This is a genomic window from Pseudomonas sp. 20P_3.2_Bac5 (assembly GCF_025466035.1).
Lineage (GTDB): Bacteria > Pseudomonadota > Gammaproteobacteria > Pseudomonadales > Pseudomonadaceae > Aquipseudomonas.
Map to the genome: position 1 here is coordinate 1 of NZ_JANLOA010000136.1, position 24066 is coordinate 24066.

Here is a 24066-nt window from a genome sequence, read left to right on the forward strand (position 1 = left end):
GAGGTTGCTCGATATAGCTCACCTGGGCCGCTGGCCCCATCGCGAGCAAGCTCGCTCCTACAGGACCCACAACCATAACGACAACACGGTGGAGGCACGGGCATGGACGACGGCTTTCAGGTGCGCCTGGCCAGTGGCGAAAGCTTCCGGGTGCAGCCGCAGGAATCGCTGCTCGGCGCCATGGAGCGCCAGGGCCGGCATTGCATCGAGGTCGGTTGCCGCGGCGGGGGCTGCGGCGTGTGCAAGATCCGCGTGCTCGAAGGCGAGGTCCATCGCGGCCCGACCAGCGCCGCGCGGGTCACCCCCGAAGAACGCGAGCAGGGCTATGCGCTGGCCTGCCGGACTTATCCGCGCAGTGACCTGCTGATTGAACAGACGGCTGACCCGGTACGCCGGGTCGCCAGGTGAATTCATAACAACGACAACAGGTGTTCATCATGAAGAAAGGCGTATTGCGTCCCGGCCACGTCCAGTTGCGGGTATTGGACATGGCCCAGGCACTGGAGCACTACATCAACCTGCTCGGTCTGATCGAGACCGGGCGTGACGAGCGGGGCCGGGTCTACCTCAAGGCCTGGACCGAAGTGGACAGATTCTCCGTGGTGCTGGTGGAAGCCGACGAGGCCGGCATGGATTTCATGGCCTACAAGGTGAGCGACGAAGCGACCCTGGAAACCCTCGAAGGCGAGCTGCGCGCCTGGGGCTGCACGGTGCGCAACCTGCCCGCCGGCGACCTGCTGGGCTGCGGGCGGCGGGTGCAGTTCGACCTGCCGTCCGGGCATGTCTTCGAGCTGTACGCGGACAAGGAATACACCGGCAAGTGGGGCGTCTCCGACTTCAACCCGGAAGCCTGGCCTCGCGGCCTGAAAGGCATGCGCGCCGTGCGTTTCGACCACTGCCTGCTGTACGGCGGCGAGCTGCAGGCCACCTACGACCTGCTGGTCCAGGTGCTCGGTTTCTACCTCGCCGAGCAAGTGGTGGACGACCAGGGCAACCGCATTGCCCAGTTCATGAGCCTGGCGACCAAGGCCCACGACGTCGCGTTCATCCAGCACGCCGAGCAGGGCCGCCTGCACCACGTGTCGTTCTACCTGGAAACCTGGGACGACGTGCTGCGCGCCGCCGACCTGATCTCCATGACCAATTCGTCGCTGGACATCGGCCCGACCCGCCACGGCCTGACCCACGGCAAGACGGTGTACTTCTTCGACCCGTCCGGCAACCGCAACGAGGTGTTCGCCGGGGGTGACTACAACTACCCGGACCACAAGCCGCAGACCTGGTCGGCGGATGAACTGGGCAAGGCGATCTTCTACCACGACCGCATCCTGAACGAACGCTTCCTGACCGTACTGACCTGAGGACTGTCCCCATGCAAGAGATCAAGCATTTCATCGACGGCGCCTATGTCGCCTCGGCCAGCGGCCGTACCTTCGACAAGCTCGACCCGAGCACCGGCGAGGTCTTCGCCAAGGTCCATGAAGCCGGCGAAGCGGAAGTGGACGCCGCCGTGCGCGCCGCCCGCGCCGCCCTCACAGGCCCTTGGGCGCGGATGAGCGTGGCCGAGCGCGGAGCGATCCTGCACAAGGTCGCCGACGGCATCCTCGCCCGTTTCGAGGAATTCCTCGCCGCCGAGTGCCGCGACACCGGCAAGCCGCGCTCGCTGGCCAGCCATATCGACATCCCGCGCGGCGCGGCCAACTTCAAGGTGTTCGCCGACTCGGTGAAGAACGTCGCCGCCGAGACCTTCGAAATGGATACCCCCGACGGCACGGGCGCGCTGAACTATGCGGTGCGGCGCCCGCGGGGTGTGATCGGGGTGATCAGCCCGTGGAACCTGCCGCTGCTGCTGATGACCTGGAAAGTCGGCCCGGCGCTGGCCTGCGGCAACACCGTGGTGGTCAAACCGTCGGAAGAAACCCCGAGCACCGCCGCGCTGCTGGGTGAAGTGATGAACGCCGCCGGCGTGCCCAAGGGCGTGTACAACGTGGTGCAGGGCCTGGGCGGCAATTCCGCGGGCGCGTTCCTCACCGCGCACCCGGATGTCGACGCCTTCACCTTCACCGGCGAAACCGGCACCGGGGAAACCATCATGCGCGCCGCGTCTCACGGTGTGCGCCCGGTGTCGCTGGAGCTGGGCGGCAAGAACGCCGGGATCGTCTTCGCCGACTGCGACCTGGACAAGGCGGTGGAAGGCACGCTGCGCTCGGTGTTCGCCAACAGCGGCCAGGTCTGCCTGGGCACCGAGCGCCTGTATGTGCAGCGGCCGGTGTTCGACGCCTTTGTCGCACGCCTCAAGGCCGGCGCCGAAGCGTTGGTGATCGGCGCCCCGGATGACCCGAAAGCCACCCTCGGGCCGCTGGTCAGCCTGACCCACCGCGAGAAGGTCCTGTCCTATTACCAGCAGGCCCGCGACCAGGGCGCGACCGTCATCACCGGCGGCGGCGTGCCGGACATGCCGGCGGCGCTGGCCGGCGGTGCCTGGGTGCAGCCGACGATCTGGACCGGGCTGCCGGACGATTCGTCGGTGGTCACCGAGGAAATCTTCGGCCCGTGCTGCCACATCCGTCCGTTCGACAGCGAGGACGAAGCCGTCGCCCTGGCCAACGACACCCACTACGGCCTCTCGGCCACGCTGTGGACGGAGAATCTTGGCCGTGCCCACCGCGTCGCCGGGCAACTGGAGGCGGGGATCATCTGGGTCAATAGCTGGTTCCTGCGTGACCTGCGCACCGCCTTCGGCGGCAGCAAGCAGTCGGGCATCGGCCGCGAAGGCGGGGTCCATTCGCTTGAGTTCTACACCGAGCTCAAGAACATCTGCGTGAAACTCTGAGGCGCCCATGAACGGCAAGAAACTCTATATCTCTGACGTCACCCTGCGTGACGGCAGCCATGCCATCCGCCATCAGTACACCCTCGACAACGCCCGGGACATCGCCCGGGCACTGGACACGGCCAAGGTCGATTCCATCGAGGTGGCCCACGGTGACGGCCTGCAAGGCTCCAGTTTCAACTACGGCTTCGGCCGCCATTCCGACCTCGAATACATCGAGGCGGTGGCCGACGTGGTCCGCCACGCGAAGATCGCCACGCTGCTGTTGCCGGGGATCGGCACCGTCCACGACTTGAAGGCCGCCTACGACGCCGGCGCGCGGGTGGTGCGCGTCGCCACCCACTGCACCGAGGCGGACGTGTCCCGCCAGCACATCGAATACGCCCGCGAGCTAGGCATGGACACCGTCGGTTTCCTGATGATGAGCCACATGATCCCCGCCGAGCAGTTGGCGGCGCAGGGCAAGCTGATGGAGAGCTACGGCGCGCAGTGCATCTACATGGCCGACTCCGGTGGCGCGATGAACATGCAGGACATCCGCGAGCGCATGCGCGCCTTCAAGGCGGTGCTCGACCCGCAAACCCAGACCGGCATGCACGCCCACCACAACCTCAGCCTCGGCGTGGCCAACTCCATCGTCGCCGTGGAGGAGGGCTGTGATCGCATCGACGCCAGCCTCGCCGGCATGGGCGCGGGCGCCGGCAACGCGCCGCTGGAAGTGTTCATCGCCGCCGCCGAGCGCCTGGGCTGGAACCACGGCACCGACCTCTACACCTTGATGGACGCGGCGGACGATCTCGTCCGGCCGCTGCAAGACCGCCCGGTGCGGGTCGACCGGGAAACCCTCGGCCTGGGTTACGCCGGGGTCTACTCCAGCTTCCTCCGGCATGCCGAGGCCGCCGCCGCGCGCCACGGCCTGAAGACCCTGGACATCCTGGTGGAGTTGGGCAAGCGGCGCATGGTCGGCGGTCAGGAAGACATGATCGTCGACGTGGCGCTGGATCTCATGAAAAAGGCCGGTTGAGGCCAACGGGAAACGCACATGAACAACAAGAACAATATCGATGTGGCCGTTGTAGAAAACCCCGGGGCGGCCGCCGTGCCGTCCCGCCAACCGCTGACCGGCCTGCTCGGGCTGGCGCTGGTGGTGCTGGTGTCGTGCTTGGCGATCGGCAGCGTCAGCGCCGGATTTTTTGCCACCTGGGCGACGTTCTTCCTGGTCTGTTGCGTGCCGCCGCAAATCGTTTTGGCGATGGTCTGGCGCAACCAGTATCCGGGCTGGCTGAACGGGCTGGGCCAGCCGTGGCGGGGGCTCGCGCAACTGGCGCTGACCTTGCTCGCGGCGGCGCTGATCGCCAGCCTGGTATTCGTCACCCAGGCGCAACAGGTCGGGCCGCCGACGCCGTTCACCCTGATGTACGTGATCTTCTGCGTGCTGGTGACCTTCTGGCTGGTGCTGGTCTGGGAATGCTGGCCGCTGGCGGCGCTCGTGCGTCAGCCGTTGACGCTGGGGTTGGGCATTCTCGTCGTGGCGTACTTGCTGGGCTACGGGCTGTTCAGCCTGCTGTTCGACTTCTCGGCCCTGGCCGGCGCGCCGTTCTACCTTGACCGCCTCGACCCGCACGGCGCGCTGCCGGCGCTGGAGATACTGGCGTTCTCGGTGACCACCGTGGCCGTGACCTTCGCCTGCCTGTTGCTGGGTTTCTGGCCGGTGTCGCGGATCAGCGGACAACCCTGGGCCGGGCTCGCCCGCAGCGTCTGGGTGCTGCTGGTCAGCGCTGCGCTGTACTTCGCCGGCACTCGCGGGCTGGGCATCGAGCCGGTGCCGTTCATGGCTCGCGGGGCGATTGCCTTGCTGTTCGGGGTGCTGGTGCCGCTGCTGATGTTCGAGGGGCAGTTATTCGCCGGTCGGCCAGGGCGCGGCGTGCTGCAACTGCTGGTGGCGATTGTCGCCGGCGCGCTGCTGTCGTCGCTGTATTGGGCGTTGGCGCCGTGGCTCAGCGGACCGCTGGACAGCGGCGCGCCAGGTTACGCGAGGGAGTTCTGGCTGGCCTCGGCCTTGCTGGCGCTGACCTTCCCGCTGCTGGTGGTGCTCAGCCAGTTCCTCGATTTCTGGCCGCTGCGCCGGCGCTGATTTCCCGCTTTCCCATTTTTTCCTGAACGCCGTGGCGCACAGCCGCGCGGCTTGCGCGTGGGCGGCGTTCGCCTTGAATAAAGGACTCACCTCATGAACAACAAGATCCTGATCGCTGTTTCTGCATCGCTGCTGAGCGTGGCTACGTCGGGCTGGGCCACCGAGGGCGGTGGCTCGTCGTACCCGATGGGCGCGGAAAACTACATGTCCGGCGCCTTGCCGCCGCCGGGCTGGTACGCCCAGGTCTATGCCCAGCACTACGCGGCGGACGACCTGATGGGCAACGACGGCCACGCGCTGCCGCTGGACTTCCGCCTGCGCGCCAACGTTGTCGCACCGCGCCTGGTGTGGGTCACCCAGGAAACCGTGTTGGGCGGCAGCCTGGCGTTCCAGGCCATCGCTCCGCTGGTAGACCTGAGCGTGACCGTCAACGGCAACCGCGACCACCGTCGCGGCCTCGGCGATGTGATCTTCGGCCCGGCGCTGGGCTACCACTACAGCGAAAAATTCCATGCCGTGTACGCGCTGGACATCATCGCCCCGACCGGCAGCTACGACCGCGACCGCCAGACCAATATCGGCCGCAACTACTGGGTGGCCGAACCGGTGGCGGCGTTCAGCTATGTCGACCCAAACGGGCCGAACCTGGACCTGAAACTGATGTACGACTTCAACGGCCGCAACCGCGATACCGACTACCGCTCCGGGCAGGAAGCGCATGCCGACTACGCACTGGGCTGGGGCTTGGGCAATGGCTGGGTGGTGGGGGTTGGCGGGTATATCTACCAGCAGGTCACCGATGACCGCCAGCATGGTGATCGGGTCGAGGACAACAAGGGCAAGGCGTTCGCGATCGGGCCGTCGATCAAGTACAGCGATGCCTCGGGGTGGTTCATCACCGCCAAGTGGCAGCATGAAACCGATGTGCGCAATCGGCCTGAGGGGGATGCGTACTGGCTGAAATTGACGATGCCGTTGTAGAGAGCCGAGGCTTTCGCGACGGTTCGGGGCGCCGAACCATCGCGAAGTCGTCACTGTATGCCTACCGTCCAGGGTGCATATTCCAACGAAAACATCCCCTGCGCTTTCCCCGGTTCAAACCCCGGCATCTGGCTGAGGTCAAGCTTCATGCAGGCGCTGTTGAGCCGGCTTTGCAGGTCGCCGTCCAGCTTGAAGTCGTTTGGCCGCACTTCAGCGGGGATCAGGTACACCAGGCAACCGGTGGTCTTGCCCTTGGCGTCGGCCTGGTAGCTGGCCACCGCCACGCCAACGCTGTTCACCCGCTCGTTGCCGAGCAATTGCTTGCGGAAGAACGCGCGTTGCGCATTTTGCTGCAACCATGGCGCGGGCTGTGTGCTGCTGAAAGACACGCCTACCGGGGCAACCACTTCGACCTGGCCTTTTTCGTCGTACAGCGCGTCCGGCGCTGGGGGGAAGATCGCCCGCGAGCATTGCTGTTCGATGAACTGATCAAACGCCGCGCGGTTGGTGAACGGTATTTGCCCGGACATGCCTTGCGCCACTTTGGGACTGGCCGGCAAGGTCTCGCAGGCGACCGCGCGCCCTTCGCGGTTGACGATCAGACGCAGGCGCGTGGTGCCCACCTGATCCTGCAGAACGTTGTTGGCGATGGTCCGGCGCAGCGCGGTCTGGAAATCGCTCTGGAATTGCTGCATCACTTTCGGATCGACCTCCACCTTGGGTTTATCGGGGGAGGTGCTGCAAGCGCTGAGCAGCGTCAGGCCAAGGGTGAGGGGAATAAGGGCGGGGCGGTAGAAGCGGGACAGGCTGTTCGACACGAAACATCCTTGATAAGTGCGCGGAAACGGTTGTGCAGGATACCTGTTTTTGCGGCCCATGGCTGGCCATGGACCGCTAGCCGATCCTTCACACCTCCAGCACCTGCGGGCTACCGCTTTCCACTACGAAGCGCTTGAGGGTCGAAACGCTGGCATGCGGGTCAAGCCGGTCCGAAATCGCCTGCATCTTCACCTCCAGCCGCTCCCGGTTCAGGTCCAGCGACAGGTAGCCTCGCGGCCGGCTGTCGTAGAAGCGAATCTGTGGATTGGCCGGCAGGATCGACTGGATCGCCTCGTAGCTCGGCCCGTTGGAGGTGATGGAGGTGCCGACGAATTCCGCCGCCACCAGCCGCGACGCCGGGTCTTCCGGGCGTTCGTACAGATGGTTGGCCCAGAACGAGTGATAGTCACCGCTAAGTACCACCGGGTTGGCCACGCGGCTGTCGCGCAGGTTTTCGATCAGGCGGCCACGGGCAGCCTGGTAGCCGTCCCAGTTGTCGGTCCAGTAGCGTGCTTCGCCGCTGTCCGGGCGCTGTGCGCGCAACGGTGCCACCAACAGGTTCTGCGCCAGCAGGTTCCAGCGTGCGTCGCTGCGCTTGAGGCCGTCGTACAGCCAGCGCTCCTGCTCGAAGCCGAGCAAGGTGCGTTTGGGATCGGCGAGGTCGAGGCAGCTTTCCACTTCCATATGACCCTTGCCGAAGGCCGGCGCCTGATAGCACGGTTGTTTCGAGCGGTACTGACGGCCGTCCAGCACCGGCAGGCTGGCCAGATCGCCCCAGGCGAAGCGGCGGTAGATCAGCGGGCTGCCATTGCTGCCCAGCCGTGGTCGGCGCAACGGCAGGTTTTCCAGGAACGCCTGATAGGCCGCGGCGCGACGTTGCTGGAAACGGGCCACGTTGATGGCCGGGTCTTTGGAGTAGACCGACGAATAATCGTCCTGCACTTCATGGTCGTCCCACGTGGCGATCCACGGTGCGGCCGCGTGCAATTGCTGCAAGTCCGGGTCGCTGTGGTGCAGGGCGTAGCGGTAGCGATAGCCGGCAAGGTCGGTGGCTTCCGGCGCGTTGTACGAGCGGGCCAGCCCCGGTGTGCCGGGGGCGTTGCTGTACTCGTAGATGTAGTCGCCGAGAAACAGCACGAGGTCCGGCCGTTCCTCGGCCATGTGCCGATAGGCGCTGAACAGGCCGCGCTCGTAATGGGCGCAGGAGGCCACGCCGATGCGCAAGCGCTCGGCCGGCGCACCCAGCGCCGGCAGGGTCAGCGCCCGACCGCTTGGGCCGCGCTCGCCGAGGGCGATAAAGCGGTACCAGTACTCGCGTCCGGGAGCCAGCCCACGCAGTTCGACATGCACGGTATGGCCGTTGAGCGCCAGGGCTTGCGTACGACCGCGCTGGGCGATGCGGCGGAAATCCGGGTCGAGCGCGACTTCCCAGTCCACCGGAATGCTCGACGGCAGGTTCTGCTCGTTGCCGGGAACGGGCAGTCCCGCACTGAGGCGGGTCCAGATGACGAAGCCGTCCGGCCAGGGATCGCCGCTGGCGACCCCCAGGCTGAAAGGCGTGCTCACGCCGGCCAAGGCCCGGCCATAACGCAGCAGCAAAGGCGCCGCGGCGACGCCGGCCAGCAGGCGCAAGGCCTGCCGGCGGTGCAGATCACGGGTCATGAGTTCTCCTCAGAAGCTGTAGCCGGCCTGGACGCCGACCGAGCGCGGATCGCCGGGGGTGGCCATTTGCGCGTTGGAGAGGAACGAGCCGTGGTACAGGTCGTATTTCTTGTCGAACAGGTTGCGTGCCCACAGCGCCACCGACCAGTTGCCGCCCACCGGTTTCAGGCCGAGACGGGCGTTGGCCAGCCAATACGCCTCGGTGGTGGTGCCGTTACTGCCGGCGATGCTGTCGTGGTACGAGTAATCGCTCTGGGCGCTGAGGATGAAGCCGGGAATCTCCCAGACATACTCCACCTGGCCGCCGTAGCTGGTTTCGGGGAAGTTGCTCAGGCTGGAACCGGAAAAGTCGGTGAACACCGGGTAGGCAAAATTGACCGCGCGGGTGGCGGTGCTGTTGAGCCCTTCGTAGTCGATGTACTTGCCTTTCTTGGTGCCGAAGTACTGGCCGATGGTCAGGCCCGCCAGGGGTTCCCATTGCAGCTCCAGCTCGTAGCCGTAGATCTTCGACTTGGGAATATTCACCAGGCGGCCGACGTTACCCACCTGCTGGCTGATCCACACCTGCGACTGGTATTGCTGGTCACGGTAGTCGTAATAGAAAGCCGCCGCGTTGAGGCGCAGGGTGTTGCTCAGGTCGCTCTTGAAGCCCACTTCATAGGCCAGCAGTTTCTCCGGTTTGACCGGGGCGATCTGCTCGACATAGCTGGAGTTGTAGGCGGTGAAGCCACCGGACTTGATGCCGCGGCTGACGGTGGAATAGACCAGGGTCGAGGGCGTCAGTTGATATTCCAGACCGAGCTTCCATGAGGTTGAGTTGCTGTCCAGGTCGCTGTCGGCGGCGGGGAAGGTGCTCGGCCCGTAGCTGTAGGCGCCGTTGTTGACCAGGATACGCCGCGTGCTGAAGTCGTTCAGTTCGCGGTTTTCCTTTTCCTGACGCAGGCCGACGATCAGCTTGAGGTCATCGGTCAGGCGGTAGTCGCCCTGGGCGAACACGCCGTAGGTGCGCGAGCGCTGGCCGTAGGAGGTGAAGGTGCCATAGCCGAGGTTGGCGCTGAAGTCGGAGTAGAACTCTTCGTCCAGGCGGTCCTTGGCGAAATACAGGCCGGTCTGCCAGTTGAAGCGCTCGTTGCCGTGGGAGGCCAGGCGCAACTCCTGGGAAAACACCTCGACCTGGGAATCGAAGAACTCGTCGGATTGCGGGATCTCCGATGCGTCCCAGTCGATGTATTCGCGGCGGCTGAACCTGTCCGAGGCGGTGACGCTGGTGAGGGTCAGGTGGTCGTCGAAGTCGAAGGTGCCGGTCAGGGCGAAGCCAGTGTTGTCGTTGTCGCGGTGCGGCTTGTCTTTCACCGACAGTCCGGTCAACCCGGCGAAGCCCGGGGTCAGGCCCCAGCCGGTTTTCTTGCCGTTGTTTTCCGGGGCGATGGTGGCGTAGCGCCCGCCGTAGGTGGCGTTGGGTTTCAGCCCCTGATACAGGTACGAACCGCGGCTGTCGGACTTGTCCTGGCCGCCGTGCACGCTGAGGTTGAAGTTGACGCTGTCGCTGGCGTCCCAGTCCAGTTGCCCGCGCAGCGAGGTGGTGTCCTTGTCGCCGAGGCTCTGCCCGGTGACGCGGTTGTCCTGCCAGGCGCCGCCCTGTTCGGTGATGAACGACAGGCGCCCGCGCAGGGTGTCGCTGAATGGCCCGGAGATGAAGCCTTCAACGCTGCCGGCATCGTAGGAGCCGTAGTTGCCGGTCAGGCCGCCGTGCAGTTCGCGGGTCGGCTTGTTGGTGATGAAGTTGATCGCGCCGGCGGTGCTGTTGCGTCCGTACAGGGTGCCTTGCGGACCACGCAGAACTTCCACCCGCTCCAGGTCGAAGAGCTGGCCTTGGGTCTGGATCGGGTAGGGCAGCGCCACCTGGTCGAGGTACACGCCGACGGTGGAGGTGTTGTTGCTGCCGTAATCCTTGAGGCCGACACCACGGATACGGAACAGCGGGTTGCCGCTGCCGTACTGTGGGGCGATGTCGAGGTTGGGCACGTAGTTCTGCAACTGGTTGACCGCAGTGACGCCCTTGTCCTGCAGGTCCTGGCCGCTGAGGGCGGTCAGCGCGATGCCGATGTCCTGGGCCGATTCCTCGTGGCGCTGGGCGGTGACGGTGACGCTCGGCAAGGCGGTGGTGGTTTCGGCATCAGTCTGCTGGCCGAAGACATCGCTGGCCAGCAGCGACAGCAGCGGCGCGCTGGCGAGCAGTAACGGGCGACGGCCGAGTGGGCGAAGTGGATGACGGTTGCGTAGCAGTGTGGGCATGGCGGGTATCCCTTGAAAAATGCGAGGCGAACGCCGGCTTCAGGGCCGGATCGCGTAAGGGCCGCTCTGTGAAGAGTAAGCAGACGAGCCAATAGCAAGCGCTATGCCATCATCGTTTTGTCATGATTCTGAAAGAATTTTTGCCAATTGGCGGGACGTGGAGCGGGGCGCGCGGTTGATTAGCAACAGTGCCCGGCGCAGGTTGTTGCGGAATCAGCAGGTTGTTCAAGCGGTTATTTTCTAATGCTTTTTTAATCTTTCTGGCTATAAGCAAGCGCCAGTAGAGTACAGCCTTATCCACCAGACGCTGACACCGGGACATATTTGCCATGAGCGGTTCTCAGGGACATCTGAACCCCATCCTGACCTTGCCCCAGGGTGAGAAGGACCCGTTGTCGATCCGCGCCAAGGCGCTGGTCTTCGCCGATCCGCGCTCGCGCCAGTTGCTGGAATACCTGCAACGGGTCGGCCCGAGCGACGCGCCGGTGCTGATCAATGGTGAGACGGGCACCGGTAAGGAGTTGGTGGCGCGGTATATCCATGCCGCCAGCGGGCGCAAGGGCGCGTTCATTGCCGTCAACTGCGGCGCCATCAGCGAAAACCTGGCCGAGAGCGAGTTCTTCGGCCACGAAGCAGGCTCCTTCTCCGGGGCCACCGGCCGGCGTGCCGGCTGGTTCGAAGAGGCCGACGGCGGCACCCTGTTCCTTGATGAAATCGGCGACCTGCCGCTGCCGTTGCAGGTGAAACTGCTGCGGGTGCTGCAGGAGCAGGAAGTGGTGCGGGTCGGCTCGCGCAAGCCGGTGAAGATCGACATCCGCCTGGTGACCGCCACCAACGTCAACCTGGAACAGGCGGTGGAGGCGGGTAACTTCCGTCTCGACCTGTTCTACCGCATCAATGTCGCCCAGGTCGCAGTGCTGGCGCTGCGCGAGCGGCCGCTGGACATCCTGCCGCTGGTGGAGCACTTCCGGAAGCTCTACAGCGCGCGGCTGAAAATCAACGAACCGATGCTCTCGGAGTCGGCGGCCCAGGCGCTGCTGGATTACCCGTGGCCGGGGAACATCCGCGAGCTGGAGAATGTCGTGCACCTGGCCTTGCTGGTGGCCGGCGACAAACCGATCCGGCCCGAGCACCTGAAATTCTCAGCGGGGCTCAGCGCCCTGCAGGCAGGGCCTTCAGGCGCGCCGAAGCTGCCGCAGGAAGTGATTCGCGAACAACTGCTGCGCCTGTTCGAAACCCCGGGGGACTCGTTGCTGCACGATATCGAGGACCTGATCGTGCGCGAGGCGTTTGCCCATTGCGGTTTCAACCAATTGCGCACGGCAGAATTGCTGGGGATTACCCGCAATGCCATGCGGACCTTGTTGGTGAACCATGGGATGTTGAAGGGGCGCTCCTCGAGCTGAGGTTGCTGTTTGAGGGCGATGACGCCCTCAAGGCTGTCGAAGAATCACCCCTTGCGCCGCGCCCGTCCCGCCCCCAGCCGCCGCAACTGCGGCAACAGCTCCGCCCCGAGGTGGATTGCTTCTTCCAGGTGGGGAAACCCGGACAGGATGAAGCAATCGACGCCCAACTGATGGTATTCCTCGATCCGCTCCGCCACCTGCTGGTAGCTGCCCACCAGCGCGGTGCCGGCACCGCCGCGCACCAGGCCGACGCCGGCCCAGAGGTTGGCCGACACTTCCAGTTCCCGCGCCCGTCGTCCACGGCCTTTGACCAGTTCGGTCTGGCGTGACTGACCCACCGATTCATACGCCGCCATCTGCACCTGGGCGCGGTCGATGGCTTCTTTGGGGATTTCGTCCAGCAAGCGCTCGACATGGCTCCACGCCGCGTCATCGGTGGCGGCGGCGAACACGTGCACACGCAAGCCGAAACGCAGCGTGCGGCCACCGGCCGCGGCCAGTTCGCGCATGTGGCGGATGCGTTCGGCGATCATCGCGGGCGGTTCGCACCACATCAGGTAGGTCTGGGCATGGGCGGCACCGACTTGTTCGGCGGCACTGGAGGCACCGCCGAAGTAGATCGCCGGCGCCTGCGCCCGCGGGTCGATCGGGCTGTCGCCGGCGCAGCGGTAGTAGCGCCCGTGATGGGGCTGGCGACGTCCGGCCCAGACCGCCTGGAAGGCTTGGAGAAATTCGGCGGTGCGGGCATAGCGTTCGTCGTGTTCGAGAAAGTCGCCGAGGGAGCGCTGTTCGAAACGGCTGGAGCCGCTGACCACATGCAGGTCCAGGCGGTTGTCGCTGAGCAGTTGCAAGGTCGCCGCGCGGTGGGCGCTCCAGGCCGGCAGTTCGAGGCCCGGGCGCAAGGTCAGGAGAAAACGCAGGCGCCGCACTTCCTGGGCCAGCACCGCGGTGATCAGCCAGGGGTCCTCGAAGCCGCTGGCGGTCGGCACCATGATGCCGTCGAAGGCGGACAGCTCGGCGGCGCGGACGATCTGCCGCAGGTAATCCAGGGTCGGCGTGCGTTCACCCTGCTGGAACAGGCCGACCTTGGGCAGGCCGCTGCTGGTCAGGTGGCGGCCATCGCCGTTGGTGGGCAGGAACCAGTCGAGTTCGATCGGCGGGCGGCGTTCACTGGCCATGGTGCAGGCGCTCCTTGCGCAGGCCCTGCTCATGCAGCAGGGGCAGGATCCGCTCGCCAAAGCGCAGCACTTCGCTGACCGCCGGCTGACCCTGGATAACGATGTGTTCGATGCCCAGGCCATGCAGTTCCTGCAAGCGGGTCGCGATTTGCTGCGGCGTGCCGACCAGGTACAGCGGCTGGCCGGGGTGCAGTTGCAGCAGGTTGGGGTGGATTTCGAAGCGGCGCAGCGGATGACGGTCGCGGGACAACCTCGGCAGCGCGGCCGTGGCCGGCAGCGCCTGGACATCCACCGCCAGGTGTTGGGCGGCGGCTTCCCAGGCCAGTGCTTCGCTGTCGCCCTGGATCAGGCCGAAGGTGCAGGCGAAACCTAAGGCCGGTTGCGCGCCGCGCAGACGCTGGATTTCCTGTTCCAGCCAGGCCGGCGCCGACGGGCGCAGCAGGCAGGTGCCGGCATGGGTAGCGATCAGCGCGGTGTTCTGGCTGTCGTCCAGCAGCAGCGGCGGGGCCGGCAGTTCGCGGCGGGCGAAGCCGGCGTTCTCCAGTTGAAAGTAGCGCCCGCTGTAGTTGAAACCGGCTTCGCCGCCGCCGAGCAGACGCTGGAGGATGTCCAGGTATTCGCCGATCCGCTCGCTGCGCTGGTCGCGGTTGAGCCATTCGCCGAAGGCGTGGCGCAGGCTGTCGCGTTCGCTGTCCGGCAGGTGCAGGCGCACGCGGTTGGCGCTGATCGATTGCAGGCTCTGCAGCGTGGCGGCCAACGCGGCCGGCAGCACCACCTCGGGCGGCACGCTGACGGTCAGGTGCAACTGGCGGGTGTGCGCGCACAGCGCCGCCGCAACGCCGAGGCTGTCGGCGCAGGGCGCGCCGCCGGGGATCCACAGGCCGTCGATGCCGGCGTACTCCACCGCCTGGGCCAACTGGATCCACTGGCCCGGCCGCGCGCCCCAGTCGCTGGCGCCATCCGGCCCGCAGAGCGGCAATTGCCAACTGAACTCAAGGGCCATGCACGGACTCCGCGAGGGTGAAGGAAACAGGGTGGGCCATCATCCCACCGCCGTCAGGGTCTGGGTAGCACGGGGTTGCCAGCCCAGCGCCGGGGCGATCTCCCGGGCGATGATTTCCAGGCGCTTGAGCACCTGGGCCTGGGTCGAGCTTTCCGCCTGCACCACCACGATCAGGTAGTCGGCGTAAGGCAGCAGCGACGGGTCCTGGCGCAGGCTGTCGATCACCTCGTCGGGGTGGCCGTGGTGCACGTTCATCAGGCGCAGGTGTTCTTGCAGGTCGATGGCTTGGTCGATCAGGCCTTCGCGTTGCAGGCGCGGGATATGCCGCTCGATGTCCGGCGCCAGTTCGGCCTGGGCCGTGGCGCGGTCGTTGGCCGGGAACACCGCGCGCACCACGCCGATTCGCGGGGCAAGGTGGGGATGGTCCCAGGCCTGCAGATAGGCCTCGGCCAAGGGTTTTTGCACGGTCAGCGGATCGTGGGTGGCGGTGCCCAGCAGCAGGCCGTTGCCTTGTTGCGCGGTATAGGCCGCGCCTTCGACGCTGCCATGGGAATGCCACAGGCGCTGGCTCAGGCCGGGGGCGGGCGGTTGCAGGGTCTGCTCGCTGTCGGGGCTGGCGGGCTGGCCTTCGAGCAAGCGTTGCAGGCGCTGTTGGTCGGCGCTGAAGCGCTGTTGCCGCTGTTCCGCGTCGCGGCCAAAGGCGCTGAAGCTGTCCAGGTTGGCGCCGCCGCTGCCCAGCCCCAGTTGCACCCGGCCGCCGCTGAGTTGGTCGAGCACGCTGGCGTCTTCGGCCAGGCGCACCGGGTCTTCGAAGGGCAGCACGATGACCCCGGTGCCCAACTCGATATGGCGGGTCCGTTCGGCCACCGCGGCGAGAAACAACAGTGGCGACGGCAACCGGCCAAAGCCGTTGCTCAGGTGGTGCTGGGCAATCCAGCCGCCGTCGAAACCGAGGGCTTCGGCGACGTCGAATTGCTCCAGCAGGTCGTTGTAGACCTGCTTCGGCTCTTCGCCGAAGGCGTGGGTGAGAAAGCCCAGCTTGAGCGGGCGTGAACGGGCGACGGTCATGACAGGGCAGCTTCCTTGACGGTGGTTGCGGCAGCGCGGCGCCAGCCCAGGGCCGGGGCGACCTGCTCGCTGATGATTTCCAGGGCGCGGATGGCGTCGCGCAGTGGCGTGCTCGCGCTTTGCACCTGGACGATCAGGTGGTCATGCACGCTCAGTTGCGGGCCGCCGCGCAGGCCGTCGATGATCGACTGCGCCGGGCCATGCAGCACGCCGAGGCGCGTGAGGGTGTCGCCGAAGTCAGCGTCCAGTGGGCCGTGGTAGACGCCGATGCTGTGCTGACGCTGGAGGTAGGTGTGGATATCGCGGCGCAGGGCGCTGTCATCGCCGCCGATGCCAGCGGTGGGGAACACCCCCTGGACCCGCGCCACCCGCGGCGGCGTGCCGTTGTCGCCGGTCCAGGCGGCGCGGTAGCGCTGCACCGCCTCGATACTGGCTTCGGCCGGCAGGTGCGGGTTGGGCGCCATGATCAGGCCGTTGCCGCGGGCCGCTACCAATTCCACCCGCGAGGTCGCTTCCCAGAGCCGGCCACCGAGGCCGGGGGACAGCGGTTGCAGGCGCAGCCCTTCGGCGTTCAGCGGCGCATTGCCGAGGGCCGCCTGCAGCACTTGCAGGTGGTTTTCGTAGTCGCGGTGGCGTTGTTCGTGGGGCAAGCCGAAGGCGCGGAAGCTGTCCGGGTCGAAGCCCGCGCCGAGGCCCAGTTCCAGCCGGCCATTGCTGAGCAGGTCGAGCACCCCGGCGTCTTCCGCCAGGCGCAGCGGCAATTCCTGCGGCAGTACGATGATCCCGGTGCCGAGGGCGATGCGCCGGGTGCGCTGGGCCACCGCCGCGAGCAGCACCAGCGGCGAGGGCAGGCGCCCCTGTTCGCTGGCGAAGTGGTGCTGGGCGACCCAGCCGCTGTCGAAGCCCAGCTCTTCGGCGACCTGGAACAGCTCGAGGGTCTCGCGGTAGACCTTGGCGTCGAAATGCGGGTGATAGACCCGGTTGAGAAAGCCCAGGGAAAATCCGCCACTCATGGTCGCTGCTCCTGCGGGATCAGCGGCAAACCGGCCAGGGCCTTGGCCGCACCGGCCTGATCGCTGGACTCCAGCAGGCCGTTGAACGGGCTGATGGTCAGGTAACCCTTGGCCAGCCAGACCGCTTCGTCGTCTTGCTGGGCCGGGGTGGCCGGCGCGCTGTATTCGAAGCTGATACCGGGCTTGCCGGCGAGTTTCGGGAACAGTTTGCCGAGGTCGTCGGTGTAGCGCGTGTCGAAGCCTACGTAGCTGCCGATGCGGGTCAGGCGCACGCCTTTGAGGCTGGTGTCGGCGGGGAAGTTGATATTGAGGCCGAGGCCGGCCGGCAGCAGTTTGCCGTCGGGCTGGCGATGGCGGTCGAGGGCATCGACCAGCTTCACCACCTGGGCGGCGACGCGCTGCGGGTCCTTGTCCTTGAGGTCGGTGCTCACCGCCAGCGCCGGGTAGCCGGCGCGCACCGCGAAGCTGGCGGCGTTGAAGGTGCCGGAGGCGCTATTGATCGCGCCGACGTTGTTGCCGGGGTTCGGCCCGACGATCACCAGGTCCGGTTGCGGCTGCACCTTTTTCAGGCCCATCAGCAGCGCCATCACTGGCGTGCCGCTGATCTCGATCTGCACCTCTTGCCCAGCGCAGGCGGCGCTGCTGCACAGGCCGGTTTCGTGGGTGCTGATGTAGTAGCTGTCGGGGTAGGCCGGGTCGTCGTCGCGGCCGACGGTGACTTCCCGGCCATAGATGAAGGCGCCGCCACGGGCGCTCTGTTCGCTTTGCGGAGCGGCAATCTTCACCTGATGGCCGGCGCTTTTCAGGGCGCTGTAGAGCGCGCGGATATTCGGGTGGCGATAGCCGTCATCGTTGCTCAGCAGGATGTTCAGGGCGAAGGCCGGGCTCGCGGCCAGGCCGCACAGGGCCAGGACCAGGCAGGGCAGCTTGTTCATGCGCTGACCTCCGTCGCCGCGCTGAAGCGGTTGGCCGGGCGCGGCAGGCCGAGGTTTTCCCGCAGGGTGCGGCCCTCGTATTCGCGGCGGAACAGCCCGCGGGCCTGCAACAGCGGAATCACCTGATCGACGAAGGTGTCGATGGACCCCGGGAAATACGGGAAGAACACGTTGAAACCGTCGCAGGCGCGGGCCTGGAACCAGGTTTCGAAGCTGTCGGCGATGTCCTCGGGCGTGCCGATCACCGGGTTGCCGCCGGCCAGGCGCAGGTACAACTGGCGGATGCTCAGGTTGTCGCGGCGGGCCAGTTCCAGCACGTGGTCGCGACGGCTGCCGCGCTGGCCGGGCGGGGTTTCCGGTAGAGGCCCGTCGAGGTCATGGCCGGACAGGTCGATGTCCTCGCCGAGGGTGTCGGCCAGCAGGCGCAAGCCCAGCACCGGGTCGATCAGCGCCTGGAACTCGTCGAACAGCGCCTGGGCCTGCGCGCGGGTTTCGCCGATGAAGGGGGTGACGCCGGGGAGAATCTTGATGTGCTCGGGGTCGCGGCCCAGCGCCGCGGCGCGCTGCTTGATGTCCTGGTAGAAGGCTTGCGCCGCCGGCAGTTCGTGGTGCGAGGCGAAGATCACCTCGGCGACCCGCGCCGCCAGGGCCTTGCCCGGCTCCGAGGCGCCGGCCTGGACCAGCACCGGATGGCCCTGTGGCGGGCGGGCGACGTTGAGCGGGCCGCGCACGGCGAAATGCGCGCCACGGTGATTAAGGGTGTGCAGCTTGTCCGGGTCGAAGTACTGGCCGCTGGCTTTGTCCCGCGGGAAGGCGTCGTCGTCCCAACTGTCCCAGAGGCCCTTGACCACGTCATGGAATTCTTCGGCGCGCTGGTAGCGGTCGGCGTGCTCGATGTGGGTTTCGCGGCCGAAGTTCCAGGCCTCGTCGGAGACCACCGAGGTCACCAGGTTCCAGGCCGCGCGGCCTTTGGACAGGTGGTCGAGGGAGGCGAACTTGCGGGCGATATGGTACGGCTCGTTGTAGCTGGTGGTGGCGGTGGCGATCAGGCCGATGTGCTCGGTGACCGCGGCCAGCGCCGCCATCAGGGTCAGCGGCTCGAAGTGCTCGCCGCGGGCGGTGCGGCTCAGGGCGTCGAGGTGGTGCCCCCAGAGGGCGACCACATCGGCGACGAACAGCGCGTCGAACTTGCCGCGTTCGGCGCTGCGGGCGATGGCCTTGAAGTGGTCGAAATCCAGGCTGGCGTCGGCCTGGGCCAGCGGATGGCGCCAGGCCGCGACGTGATGGCCGCTGTTGGCCAGAAACGCGCCCAGCTTGAGTTGATCGGTACGGCGGGTCATGGAATCGGCTCCCGTGTTGCGACGAAAGCCCCGCCGGCGACGACGCCGGCGGGGCGGCGGGTCAGAAGTTGTAGCTCAGGCCGGTGTACCAGTAGCCACCGGTGGTGCCGTAGGGCGAGAAGTTGCCGTAAGGGAAGGCGCCCGAACTGCTCGGCAGGTTGGTGCGCTCCGGGTATTTGTTGAACAGGTTGTTGGCGCCGGCGGTGAGGGTCAGGGCCGGGGTCAGGTGGTAGTCGAGGTTGAGGTCGGTGATCCACGCCGGCGAGAAGGTGCGGTCGTAGAGTTCCACGGTGCCGTATTGGGTGTATTCGCCGTAGCGGGTCAGGTTGAGGCTCAGGTCGATCTTGTCGAAGGTCCAGGTCGCGCCCAGCAACAGCTTGGATTCCGGCAGGCCGTGCTTGAGGTTGCCCTGGCGCTGGCGGTCGTAGCCACCGGTCGGGCCGAGCGCTTGCTGGGCCACGGACGAGGCGTGGATGTCGTCGATTTCGGTGGTGTTCCAGTTGAAGCCGAGGGTGTAGCGCAGGCCGCCCCAGGCGCCGAGGTTCTGCCGGTAGTCGCCGACCAGGTCGATGCCACGGGTGGTGGTGTCGAGGGCGTTGGTGAAGTAGGTCACCGACTGGTTGGTGGCCAGGCCGGCGGCGGCGAGGATGGCGTTGATCTGCGGCGTGCCGCCGAGGTAACCGGTCTGGGCGATGCGGTCCTTGATCTTGATCTGGTAGGCATCGAGGGTGACGCTGGTGGCGTCGCTCGGCTGCAGGGTCAGGCCGAAGCCGATGTTGGTGGATTTCTCCGGTTTCAGGGTAGTGGCGCCGAGGGCCTTGGCCACGGCGGAATCGACGGCGACGTTGCGGTAGTCGATCAGGTTGCCGTTGACGTTGCTCTGCGAGGTCGAGCTGTAGATCTGCTGGGCCAGCGACGGCGCGCGGAAGCCGGTGCTGAAGGTGCCGCGCACGGCGAGGATCGGGGTCAACTGGTAGCGGGTGGAGAACTTGCCGTTGCTGGTGGTGCCCGAGCCGTCGTTGTAGTCCTCGTAGCGCCCGGCCAGGTCGACATGCCATTTATCGGTCAGGTCCTGGCCGATCTCGGCGTAGGCGCCGAGGCTGGTGCGGCCTTTTTCGGCGGCGTCGGCCGGGGTAGTGCCGGCACCGGAGATGGTCCCCGGGGCGATCGGGTTGCCGCTGGCGCCGGTGGTGAACGGGCCGCTGGCGTAGGAGGCGTAGTCGCCCTTGCCGATCTTGTAGTTCTCGTAACGGTGCTCGACGCCCCAGGAAATCTGCGTGGGTTTGTCCAGGCCAAGGTCGAAGGCGCGGGTCAGGTCGAGGTTGTTGGTCCACTGGCTGAAGGTTTTCACCCCGGTGTCCACCGAGGTCGGCGAGTTGGCGCCGTAACTGAGGTTGTAGGTGTGGCGCAGGGTGGCTTCGGCGTGGTCCTGGCCGTAGGTGGTGGACAAGTCGTAGTCCCAGCCGGCGACGTTGCCCTTGCCACCGAAGGCCACCTGGAAGTCGTTTTCGATGAAACGCAGGGTGTCTTCCACGCCTTCCGGGAACGGCGTGGCGATGCCGTCAAAGCTGGCCGGCTGGTGGAACGCCAGCGGCTTCTCGGAGTTGCGCCGGGTGTAGGTGGAGAACGAATACAGGCTCAGGGCGTCGCTGACCGGCAGTTCGGCGTTGTAGCCGAGGCTGAAATTGCGCGCTTCCGGCAGGCCGGTGCCGTAGTAGGTGTGTTGCAGGCTGGTGTTGCCGGCGCTGTCGGTGTACGGCGCCTTGTCCGAGCGGTCGGAGATCTTTTGCTGTTTCACATCCAGGGCGAGGTTGATGAAACCGTCGTTGGGCAGGGCCAGGCCGACGTTGCCGGTCTGCCGCGTGGTTTCGCCGTCGCCGTTCTCGTAGTTCTGGCCGTAGGTGGTGGACACACTGCCGCCGTGGTCGGTCTGTTTCAGCACGATATTGACCACGCCGCCGATGGCGTCGGAGCCGTACTGGGCCGAGGCGCCGTCGCGCAGGACTTCGACGTGGTCCACCAGCGCGGTGGGGATGGTGTCCAGGTCCACCGGCTGCGAGCCGGAATTGAGGTAGGTGCCGTTGTTGAGCAGGGCGCTGTTGTGCCGGCGCTTGCCGTTGACCAGCACCAGCACCTGGTCGCCGTTCAGCCCGCGCAGGCTGATGGGGCGCACCACCGACGTCGAGCCGAAGCCCGACGAGGCCGGCTGGTTCAGCGATGGCAGCACCCGGCTGAGGGCACGGGTCAGGTCGCCCTGGCCGGTGGCGAGCAGTTGCTTGGAGGAAATCACATCCACCGGCGCCGGGCTTTCCGCCAGGGTGCGGGCCTGGCCGCGGTTGCCGATCACCACCACCGTGTCCAGCGGGTTATCGCTGTCGGCGGCCAGCACCGGGGTTGCCGCGTCGCTCAGGGCGAGGAACAGCAGGCTGAAGGCGAAAACTTTGTGAGGCGGCCGCAATCCGCCGAAATTCGAGGAACGCATGAGGGGCTTACTCCGATGAGGTCAGTAGGGGCGGCTTGTTGGGGCAAGCTCTGGTGATGGGGCAGGAGCAAGGGCTGTGCCAGTCGGGAAAGGGCTTTTAAAACAGGGGGTTGAGGCGGGGCGGCGAGGGTGGTTGGTGATTTTTCAGCGGTGGCGGGGGCAGGGTGTTGGTTTTTCTACAGTGATCAGGCCAGCGCGGACGAGTCGGGGCGCCGAGCCATCGTGATGAGCTGCACACCTGTCCCACATGGCATATGACTTGCTGAGGACCTTGGCACCACCACATCGATTTTCAGGATTCCCGCTTATGCCGCTCCCCGGTCCCCGCAACGCCCTCACTGACATTCCCGGCCTGACCGTCGGCCACGCCACCGATCCCCGGGTCGACACCGGGGTCACGGTGATCCGCACCGACAGCGTCTGGACCGCCAGCGTCGATATCCGCGGCGGCGGGCCGGGCGGGCGGGAGACGGCGGCGCTGGAACCGGAAAACATGGTCGGGCAACTGCATGCGCTGGTGTTCGCCGGCGGCTCGGTGTTCGGCCTCGGCGCGGCGGATGCCGTGGCCGCGGCGCTGTCGGTCGAAGGCGTCGGCCTGCACTTGAAAGCCGGCGCGCCGGCCATCCCTATCGTCCCCGCCGCGGTGCTCCACGACCTGGCCAACGGCGGCGACAAGCAATGGGGCCTGGAGCCGCCATACCGCCGCCTCGGCTTTGAAGCCCTGGGCAACAGCGCCAGTGAGTTCGCCCTCGGTGCGGTCGGTGCCGGGCGCGGCGCCATGGCCGGGGTGCTGCAAGGCGGCCTCGGCTCGGCGTCGCTGGACCTCGGCGACGGCCTGATGGTCGCCGCGCTGGTGGTCGCTAACCCCATCGGCTCGGTGTACATGCCCGACGGCGAGACGTTCTGGGCCTGGCCCTGGGAAATTGCCGGGGAGTTCGGCGGCGCCCGACCGCAAGGCGACCAGGATTGCAGCGACCCGATCCCGGAGCTGTCGCGGCTGGATTCCATGGGCCGCCTGCAAGCCGGGGCGAACACCACGCTGGTGGTGGTGGCCAGCACCGCGCGGCTGAACACCGCCGAATGCAAGCGGGTGGCGATCATGGCTCAGGACGGCATCGCCCGGGCGGTGCGTCCGGCGCACCTGCCGTTCGATGGCGACACGGTGTTCGCCCTGGCCTCCGGCGCGGTGGAACTGGGCGGCGGCGCCCAGCGTCAGGTGCGGATCGGCAGCATCGGTTCGGCCGCCGCCGATTGTGTGGCCCGGGCGATTGCCCGGGGCGTGTACGAAGCGCGGCGGGCTAGCGCTGGCTGAGCACTTGCTCGACCCGGTCCTCGGCCTGCCGGGCCAGGGCCGGCAAGGCCAGTTCGCGGTAGACCCGCGCCAGGCTGCGGTTGGTCGGTACGTCGAGGGCGTCGTAGCGACGGCGCAATTCCAGGGTTTGCTGGGCGACTTCCCATTCACCCGCGCGCAGCCGCGCATCCAGCTCGATCTGCGCGAACAGGTCGCGTTGGGCATGGCTGCCGCCAATCTCGTTGAGCCGCGGCAGGCTGCCGGCGAGCAGCCGCGCCGCCCGCGGGAAATCGCTACGGGCATGGGCCAGCAGCGCTTCCGCCACCGGCAGGGTAACGTCGGCCCAGACCGCCCGGCTGAAGACCGGAGCCTGATGGGCGTGGAGCCGCAGCGCTTGCAGCAGCAGGTCGGCCTCGGGTTTTTCGGCCCGGGCCAGGCCGTAGAGGTATTGCAGGCTGAGGAACGGCTGCACGGTATCGGCGTGGCGTTTCTGCAGCCAGGGCGCCAGTTCCTGCCAGCGCTCGCCGACGTTGATGCCGGCCAGTTCCAGCCGGGCCAGCAGCGACACCGCGCCGATCTGGTCCTGGGAGTACTCGGGGAGGATGCCCCAGACATGCCGGTCATAGATTTCCAGCACCCGCGCATCCTCACCCCGGGCCAGGTAGAACAGCGCCAGGTGCCACCAGTTGTGGGTGTACATGAACGAATTCAGGCCCTGCCAGTGCGCCTTCACGTCTTCGAGAAAGGCGATGCCTTCGTCGATGCGGCCTTCGGTCAGCATCACATGGGCCAGCGCATGCTGGGCCCAGGGCTCGCTCGGTTGCAGGGCCAGGGCCTGGCGCGCGCTGGCTTCGGCCTCGTCGAGCAGGTGGCATTGCTCGTAGGCGAAGGCCAGCATGCCGTGGCTCTGGGCGATGTCCGGCGCCGCCGCCACCGCGCTCAGGCCGACGCGCAGCAGCGCCGGCCAGTTACCACGGTTGAATTCCACGTACTGGTTGAGCTTGGCGGCGAACAGGTCGCGGGGGTACTGCGCCTGCACGCGCCCGGCGAGCAGCAGCACGCGGTCGAGGTCGTCGGCGATCCACGCCTGCAACAGCGCCAGGTACAGCGCCGCCCGTGGGTGCAGTGGCTCGACGCTGGCCGCCCGCTGCCGATAACGCTCGGCCAGCACCGGGCCTTCCGGTGATTCGACGAACATCAGCAGGATCCCCGCCAGGGCGTTGCTCAGGGCGGATTCGGGGTGGCGGTCGGCGCTGGCGAGGATGGCTTCGGCGCGGGGCTGGTAGCCGATGAAGCCGGCGATGAAATCATCCAGGCCCTGACGCGCGTCGTGGTCGTCGGTATCGATGGGGTTGCCCAGGTAGTCCAGTGACATGGCGCTCACATTTTCAATGGTTCGAAGTCAGCAAACAGGGCAAACCCTGTGCCAGCGCGGCCAGGCCCGTGTTGCGCGGCCCTTCGCGGGCGGGCCGGCACCGGCACTGTTGCTTTTTCCACAGCGGCCAGCCGCAGGTGTGGCTTTTTCATCAGTCCGGCGCCGGCAACCCGGCGTAGCGCCAGGCTTTACGGGGTGCGGAGGCCGTGGCACAGCGCTTGCTAAAACCCTTGGCACAGTCGCTGGACCAT

At 66.8% G+C, this 24066-nt stretch carries 20 protein-coding genes; 8 read left to right on the plus strand and 12 right to left on the minus strand.

Annotated features, from left to right (window positions below; translation table 11 throughout):
- The first annotated feature begins 102 nt into the window (after positions 1 to 102).
- The 6 genes from NTD88_RS27355 to NTD88_RS27380 all read left to right on the plus strand — a co-directional run bounded on the left by NTD88_RS27355 (position 103) and on the right by NTD88_RS27380 (position 5948).
- Complete coding sequence (locus NTD88_RS27355) at positions 103 to 408, plus strand: 2Fe-2S iron-sulfur cluster-binding protein (RefSeq protein ID WP_262153312.1); 306 nt, start codon at positions 103 to 105, stop codon at positions 406 to 408.
- Positions 409 to 437: 29 nt separating this feature from the next.
- On the plus strand, positions 438 to 1361 hold the full coding sequence (locus NTD88_RS27360) for a catechol 2,3-dioxygenase (protein WP_095158534.1): 924 nt from the start codon (positions 438 to 440) through the stop codon (positions 1359 to 1361).
- A gap of 11 nt (positions 1362 to 1372) precedes the next feature.
- Entirely contained in the window at positions 1373 to 2833 is a 1461-nt protein-coding gene (locus NTD88_RS27365) for a 2-hydroxymuconic semialdehyde dehydrogenase (RefSeq protein WP_095158449.1), read from the plus strand.
- A gap of 7 nt (positions 2834 to 2840) precedes the next feature.
- On the plus strand, positions 2841 to 3857 hold the full coding sequence (gene dmpG / locus NTD88_RS27370; RefSeq protein ID WP_262153313.1) for a 4-hydroxy-2-oxovalerate aldolase: 1017 nt from the start codon (positions 2841 to 2843) through the stop codon (positions 3855 to 3857).
- An 18-nt stretch (positions 3858 to 3875) separates the two neighbouring features.
- A complete protein-coding gene (locus NTD88_RS27375) occupies positions 3876 to 4967 on the plus strand; it encodes a hypothetical protein (RefSeq protein WP_262153314.1) in 1092 nt (363 codons plus the stop codon).
- Between the two features lie 93 nt (positions 4968 to 5060).
- Positions 5061 to 5948, plus strand: a complete 888-nt coding sequence (locus tag NTD88_RS27380) for a transporter (protein WP_262153315.1) — start codon at positions 5061 to 5063, stop codon at positions 5946 to 5948.
- A 50-nt stretch (positions 5949 to 5998) separates the two neighbouring features.
- On the opposite strand, the gene NTD88_RS27385 is transcribed toward NTD88_RS27380, so the two are convergent.
- The 4 genes from NTD88_RS27385 to NTD88_RS27400 all read right to left on the minus strand — a co-directional run bounded on the left by NTD88_RS27385 (position 5999) and on the right by NTD88_RS27400 (position 11055).
- The gene (locus NTD88_RS27385; protein ID WP_262153316.1) at positions 5999 to 6766 is read right to left on the minus strand and encodes a hypothetical protein; all 768 of its coding nucleotides are present in this window, start codon (positions 6764 to 6766) and stop codon (positions 5999 to 6001) included.
- A gap of 88 nt (positions 6767 to 6854) precedes the next feature.
- The gene (locus tag NTD88_RS27390) at positions 6855 to 8429 is read right to left on the minus strand and encodes an alkaline phosphatase D family protein (protein WP_262153317.1); all 1575 of its coding nucleotides are present in this window, start codon (positions 8427 to 8429) and stop codon (positions 6855 to 6857) included.
- 9 nt (positions 8430 to 8438) lie between these two features.
- Positions 8439 to 10724, minus strand: coding sequence for a TonB-dependent receptor (locus NTD88_RS27395; RefSeq protein WP_262153318.1), 2286 nt, complete (start codon positions 10722 to 10724; stop codon positions 8439 to 8441).
- A gap of 109 nt (positions 10725 to 10833) precedes the next feature.
- Positions 10834 to 11055 (minus strand): hypothetical protein, encoded by a 222-nt coding sequence (locus tag NTD88_RS27400; protein WP_262153319.1) that lies wholly within the window; start codon positions 11053 to 11055, stop codon positions 10834 to 10836.
- Here NTD88_RS27400 and NTD88_RS27405 point away from each other — a divergent pair.
- Positions 11054 to 12130, plus strand: coding sequence for a sigma-54 interaction domain-containing protein (locus NTD88_RS27405; RefSeq protein ID WP_262130367.1), 1077 nt, complete (start codon positions 11054 to 11056; stop codon positions 12128 to 12130). The genes NTD88_RS27400 and NTD88_RS27405 overlap by 2 nt on opposite strands.
- Before the next feature lie 44 nt (positions 12131 to 12174).
- On the opposite strand, the gene NTD88_RS27410 is transcribed toward NTD88_RS27405, so the two are convergent.
- From NTD88_RS27410 to NTD88_RS27440, 7 genes are all read right to left on the minus strand, one after another.
- A complete protein-coding gene (locus NTD88_RS27410; protein WP_095158457.1) occupies positions 12175 to 13308 on the minus strand; it encodes an LLM class flavin-dependent oxidoreductase in 1134 nt (377 codons plus the stop codon).
- Entirely contained in the window at positions 13298 to 14311 is a 1014-nt protein-coding gene (locus tag NTD88_RS27415; RefSeq protein ID WP_262153320.1) for an LLM class flavin-dependent oxidoreductase, read from the minus strand. Before NTD88_RS27415 ends, NTD88_RS27410 begins: the two co-directional genes overlap by 11 nt.
- A 39-nt stretch (positions 14312 to 14350) precedes the next feature.
- Positions 14351 to 15379, minus strand: a complete 1029-nt coding sequence (locus tag NTD88_RS27420; RefSeq protein ID WP_262153321.1) for an LLM class flavin-dependent oxidoreductase — start codon at positions 15377 to 15379, stop codon at positions 14351 to 14353.
- A complete protein-coding gene (locus tag NTD88_RS27425; protein ID WP_262153322.1) occupies positions 15376 to 16392 on the minus strand; it encodes an LLM class flavin-dependent oxidoreductase in 1017 nt (338 codons plus the stop codon). The genes NTD88_RS27420 and NTD88_RS27425 overlap by 4 nt, the downstream gene beginning before the upstream one ends.
- Positions 16389 to 17327: a 5'/3'-nucleotidase SurE gene (locus NTD88_RS27430; protein WP_262130373.1), complete on the minus strand. Its 939-nt coding sequence runs from the start codon at positions 17325 to 17327 to the stop codon at positions 16389 to 16391. The genes NTD88_RS27425 and NTD88_RS27430 overlap by 4 nt, the downstream gene beginning before the upstream one ends.
- Entirely contained in the window at positions 17324 to 18667 is a 1344-nt protein-coding gene (locus NTD88_RS27435; protein ID WP_262153323.1) for an LLM class flavin-dependent oxidoreductase, read from the minus strand. Before NTD88_RS27435 ends, NTD88_RS27430 begins: the two co-directional genes overlap by 4 nt.
- A 61-nt stretch (positions 18668 to 18728) precedes the next feature.
- Positions 18729 to 21149: a TonB-dependent receptor plug domain-containing protein gene (locus tag NTD88_RS27440; RefSeq protein WP_262153324.1), complete on the minus strand. Its 2421-nt coding sequence runs from the start codon at positions 21147 to 21149 to the stop codon at positions 18729 to 18731.
- Between the two features lie 307 nt (positions 21150 to 21456).
- Between NTD88_RS27440 and NTD88_RS27445 the strand changes: the two genes are divergently transcribed.
- Positions 21457 to 22461, plus strand: coding sequence for a P1 family peptidase (locus NTD88_RS27445; RefSeq protein ID WP_262153325.1), 1005 nt, complete (start codon positions 21457 to 21459; stop codon positions 22459 to 22461).
- Here the strand turns inward: NTD88_RS27445 and NTD88_RS27450 are convergent.
- Positions 22448 to 23815 (minus strand): tetratricopeptide repeat protein, encoded by a 1368-nt coding sequence (locus NTD88_RS27450; RefSeq protein WP_262153326.1) that lies wholly within the window; start codon positions 23813 to 23815, stop codon positions 22448 to 22450. The two genes, NTD88_RS27445 and NTD88_RS27450, sit on opposite strands and share 14 nt — an antisense overlap.
- Between the last annotated feature and the right edge of the window lie 251 nt (positions 23816 to 24066).

Coding starts and splice junctions, on each gene's coding strand:
- NTD88_RS27355 (WP_262153312.1), top strand. CDS start 103: ATGGACGACGGCTTTCAGGTGCGCCTGGCCAGTGGCGAAAGCTTCCGG.
- NTD88_RS27360 (WP_095158534.1), top strand. CDS start 438: ATGAAGAAAGGCGTATTGCGTCCCGGCCACGTCCAGTTGCGGGTATTG.
- NTD88_RS27365 (WP_095158449.1), top strand. CDS start 1,373: ATGCAAGAGATCAAGCATTTCATCGACGGCGCCTATGTCGCCTCGGCC.
- dmpG (WP_262153313.1), top strand. CDS start 2,841: ATGAACGGCAAGAAACTCTATATCTCTGACGTCACCCTGCGTGACGGC.
- NTD88_RS27375 (WP_262153314.1), top strand. CDS start 3,876: ATGAACAACAAGAACAATATCGATGTGGCCGTTGTAGAAAACCCCGGG.
- NTD88_RS27380 (WP_262153315.1), top strand. CDS start 5,061: ATGAACAACAAGATCCTGATCGCTGTTTCTGCATCGCTGCTGAGCGTG.
- NTD88_RS27390 (WP_262153317.1), bottom strand. CDS start 8,429: ATGACCCGTGATCTGCACCGCCGGCAGGCCTTGCGCCTGCTGGCCGGC.
- NTD88_RS27395 (WP_262153318.1), bottom strand. CDS start 10,724: ATGCCCACACTGCTACGCAACCGTCATCCACTTCGCCCACTCGGCCGT.
- NTD88_RS27405 (WP_262130367.1), top strand. CDS start 11,054: ATGAGCGGTTCTCAGGGACATCTGAACCCCATCCTGACCTTGCCCCAG.
- NTD88_RS27400 (WP_262153319.1), bottom strand. CDS start 11,055: ATGGCAAATATGTCCCGGTGTCAGCGTCTGGTGGATAAGGCTGTACTC.
- NTD88_RS27410 (WP_095158457.1), bottom strand. CDS start 13,308: ATGGCCAGTGAACGCCGCCCGCCGATCGAACTCGACTGGTTCCTGCCC.
- NTD88_RS27415 (WP_262153320.1), bottom strand. CDS start 14,311: ATGGCCCTTGAGTTCAGTTGGCAATTGCCGCTCTGCGGGCCGGATGGC.
- NTD88_RS27420 (WP_262153321.1), bottom strand. CDS start 15,379: ATGACCGTCGCCCGTTCACGCCCGCTCAAGCTGGGCTTTCTCACCCAC.
- NTD88_RS27425 (WP_262153322.1), bottom strand. CDS start 16,392: ATGAGTGGCGGATTTTCCCTGGGCTTTCTCAACCGGGTCTATCACCCG.
- NTD88_RS27430 (WP_262130373.1), bottom strand. CDS start 17,327: ATGAACAAGCTGCCCTGCCTGGTCCTGGCCCTGTGCGGCCTGGCCGCG.
- NTD88_RS27435 (WP_262153323.1), bottom strand. CDS start 18,667: ATGACCCGCCGTACCGATCAACTCAAGCTGGGCGCGTTTCTGGCCAAC.
- NTD88_RS27440 (WP_262153324.1), bottom strand. CDS start 21,149: ATGCGTTCCTCGAATTTCGGCGGATTGCGGCCGCCTCACAAAGTTTTC.
- NTD88_RS27445 (WP_262153325.1), top strand. CDS start 21,457: ATGCCGCTCCCCGGTCCCCGCAACGCCCTCACTGACATTCCCGGCCTG.
- NTD88_RS27450 (WP_262153326.1), bottom strand. CDS start 23,815: ATGTCACTGGACTACCTGGGCAACCCCATCGATACCGACGACCACGAC.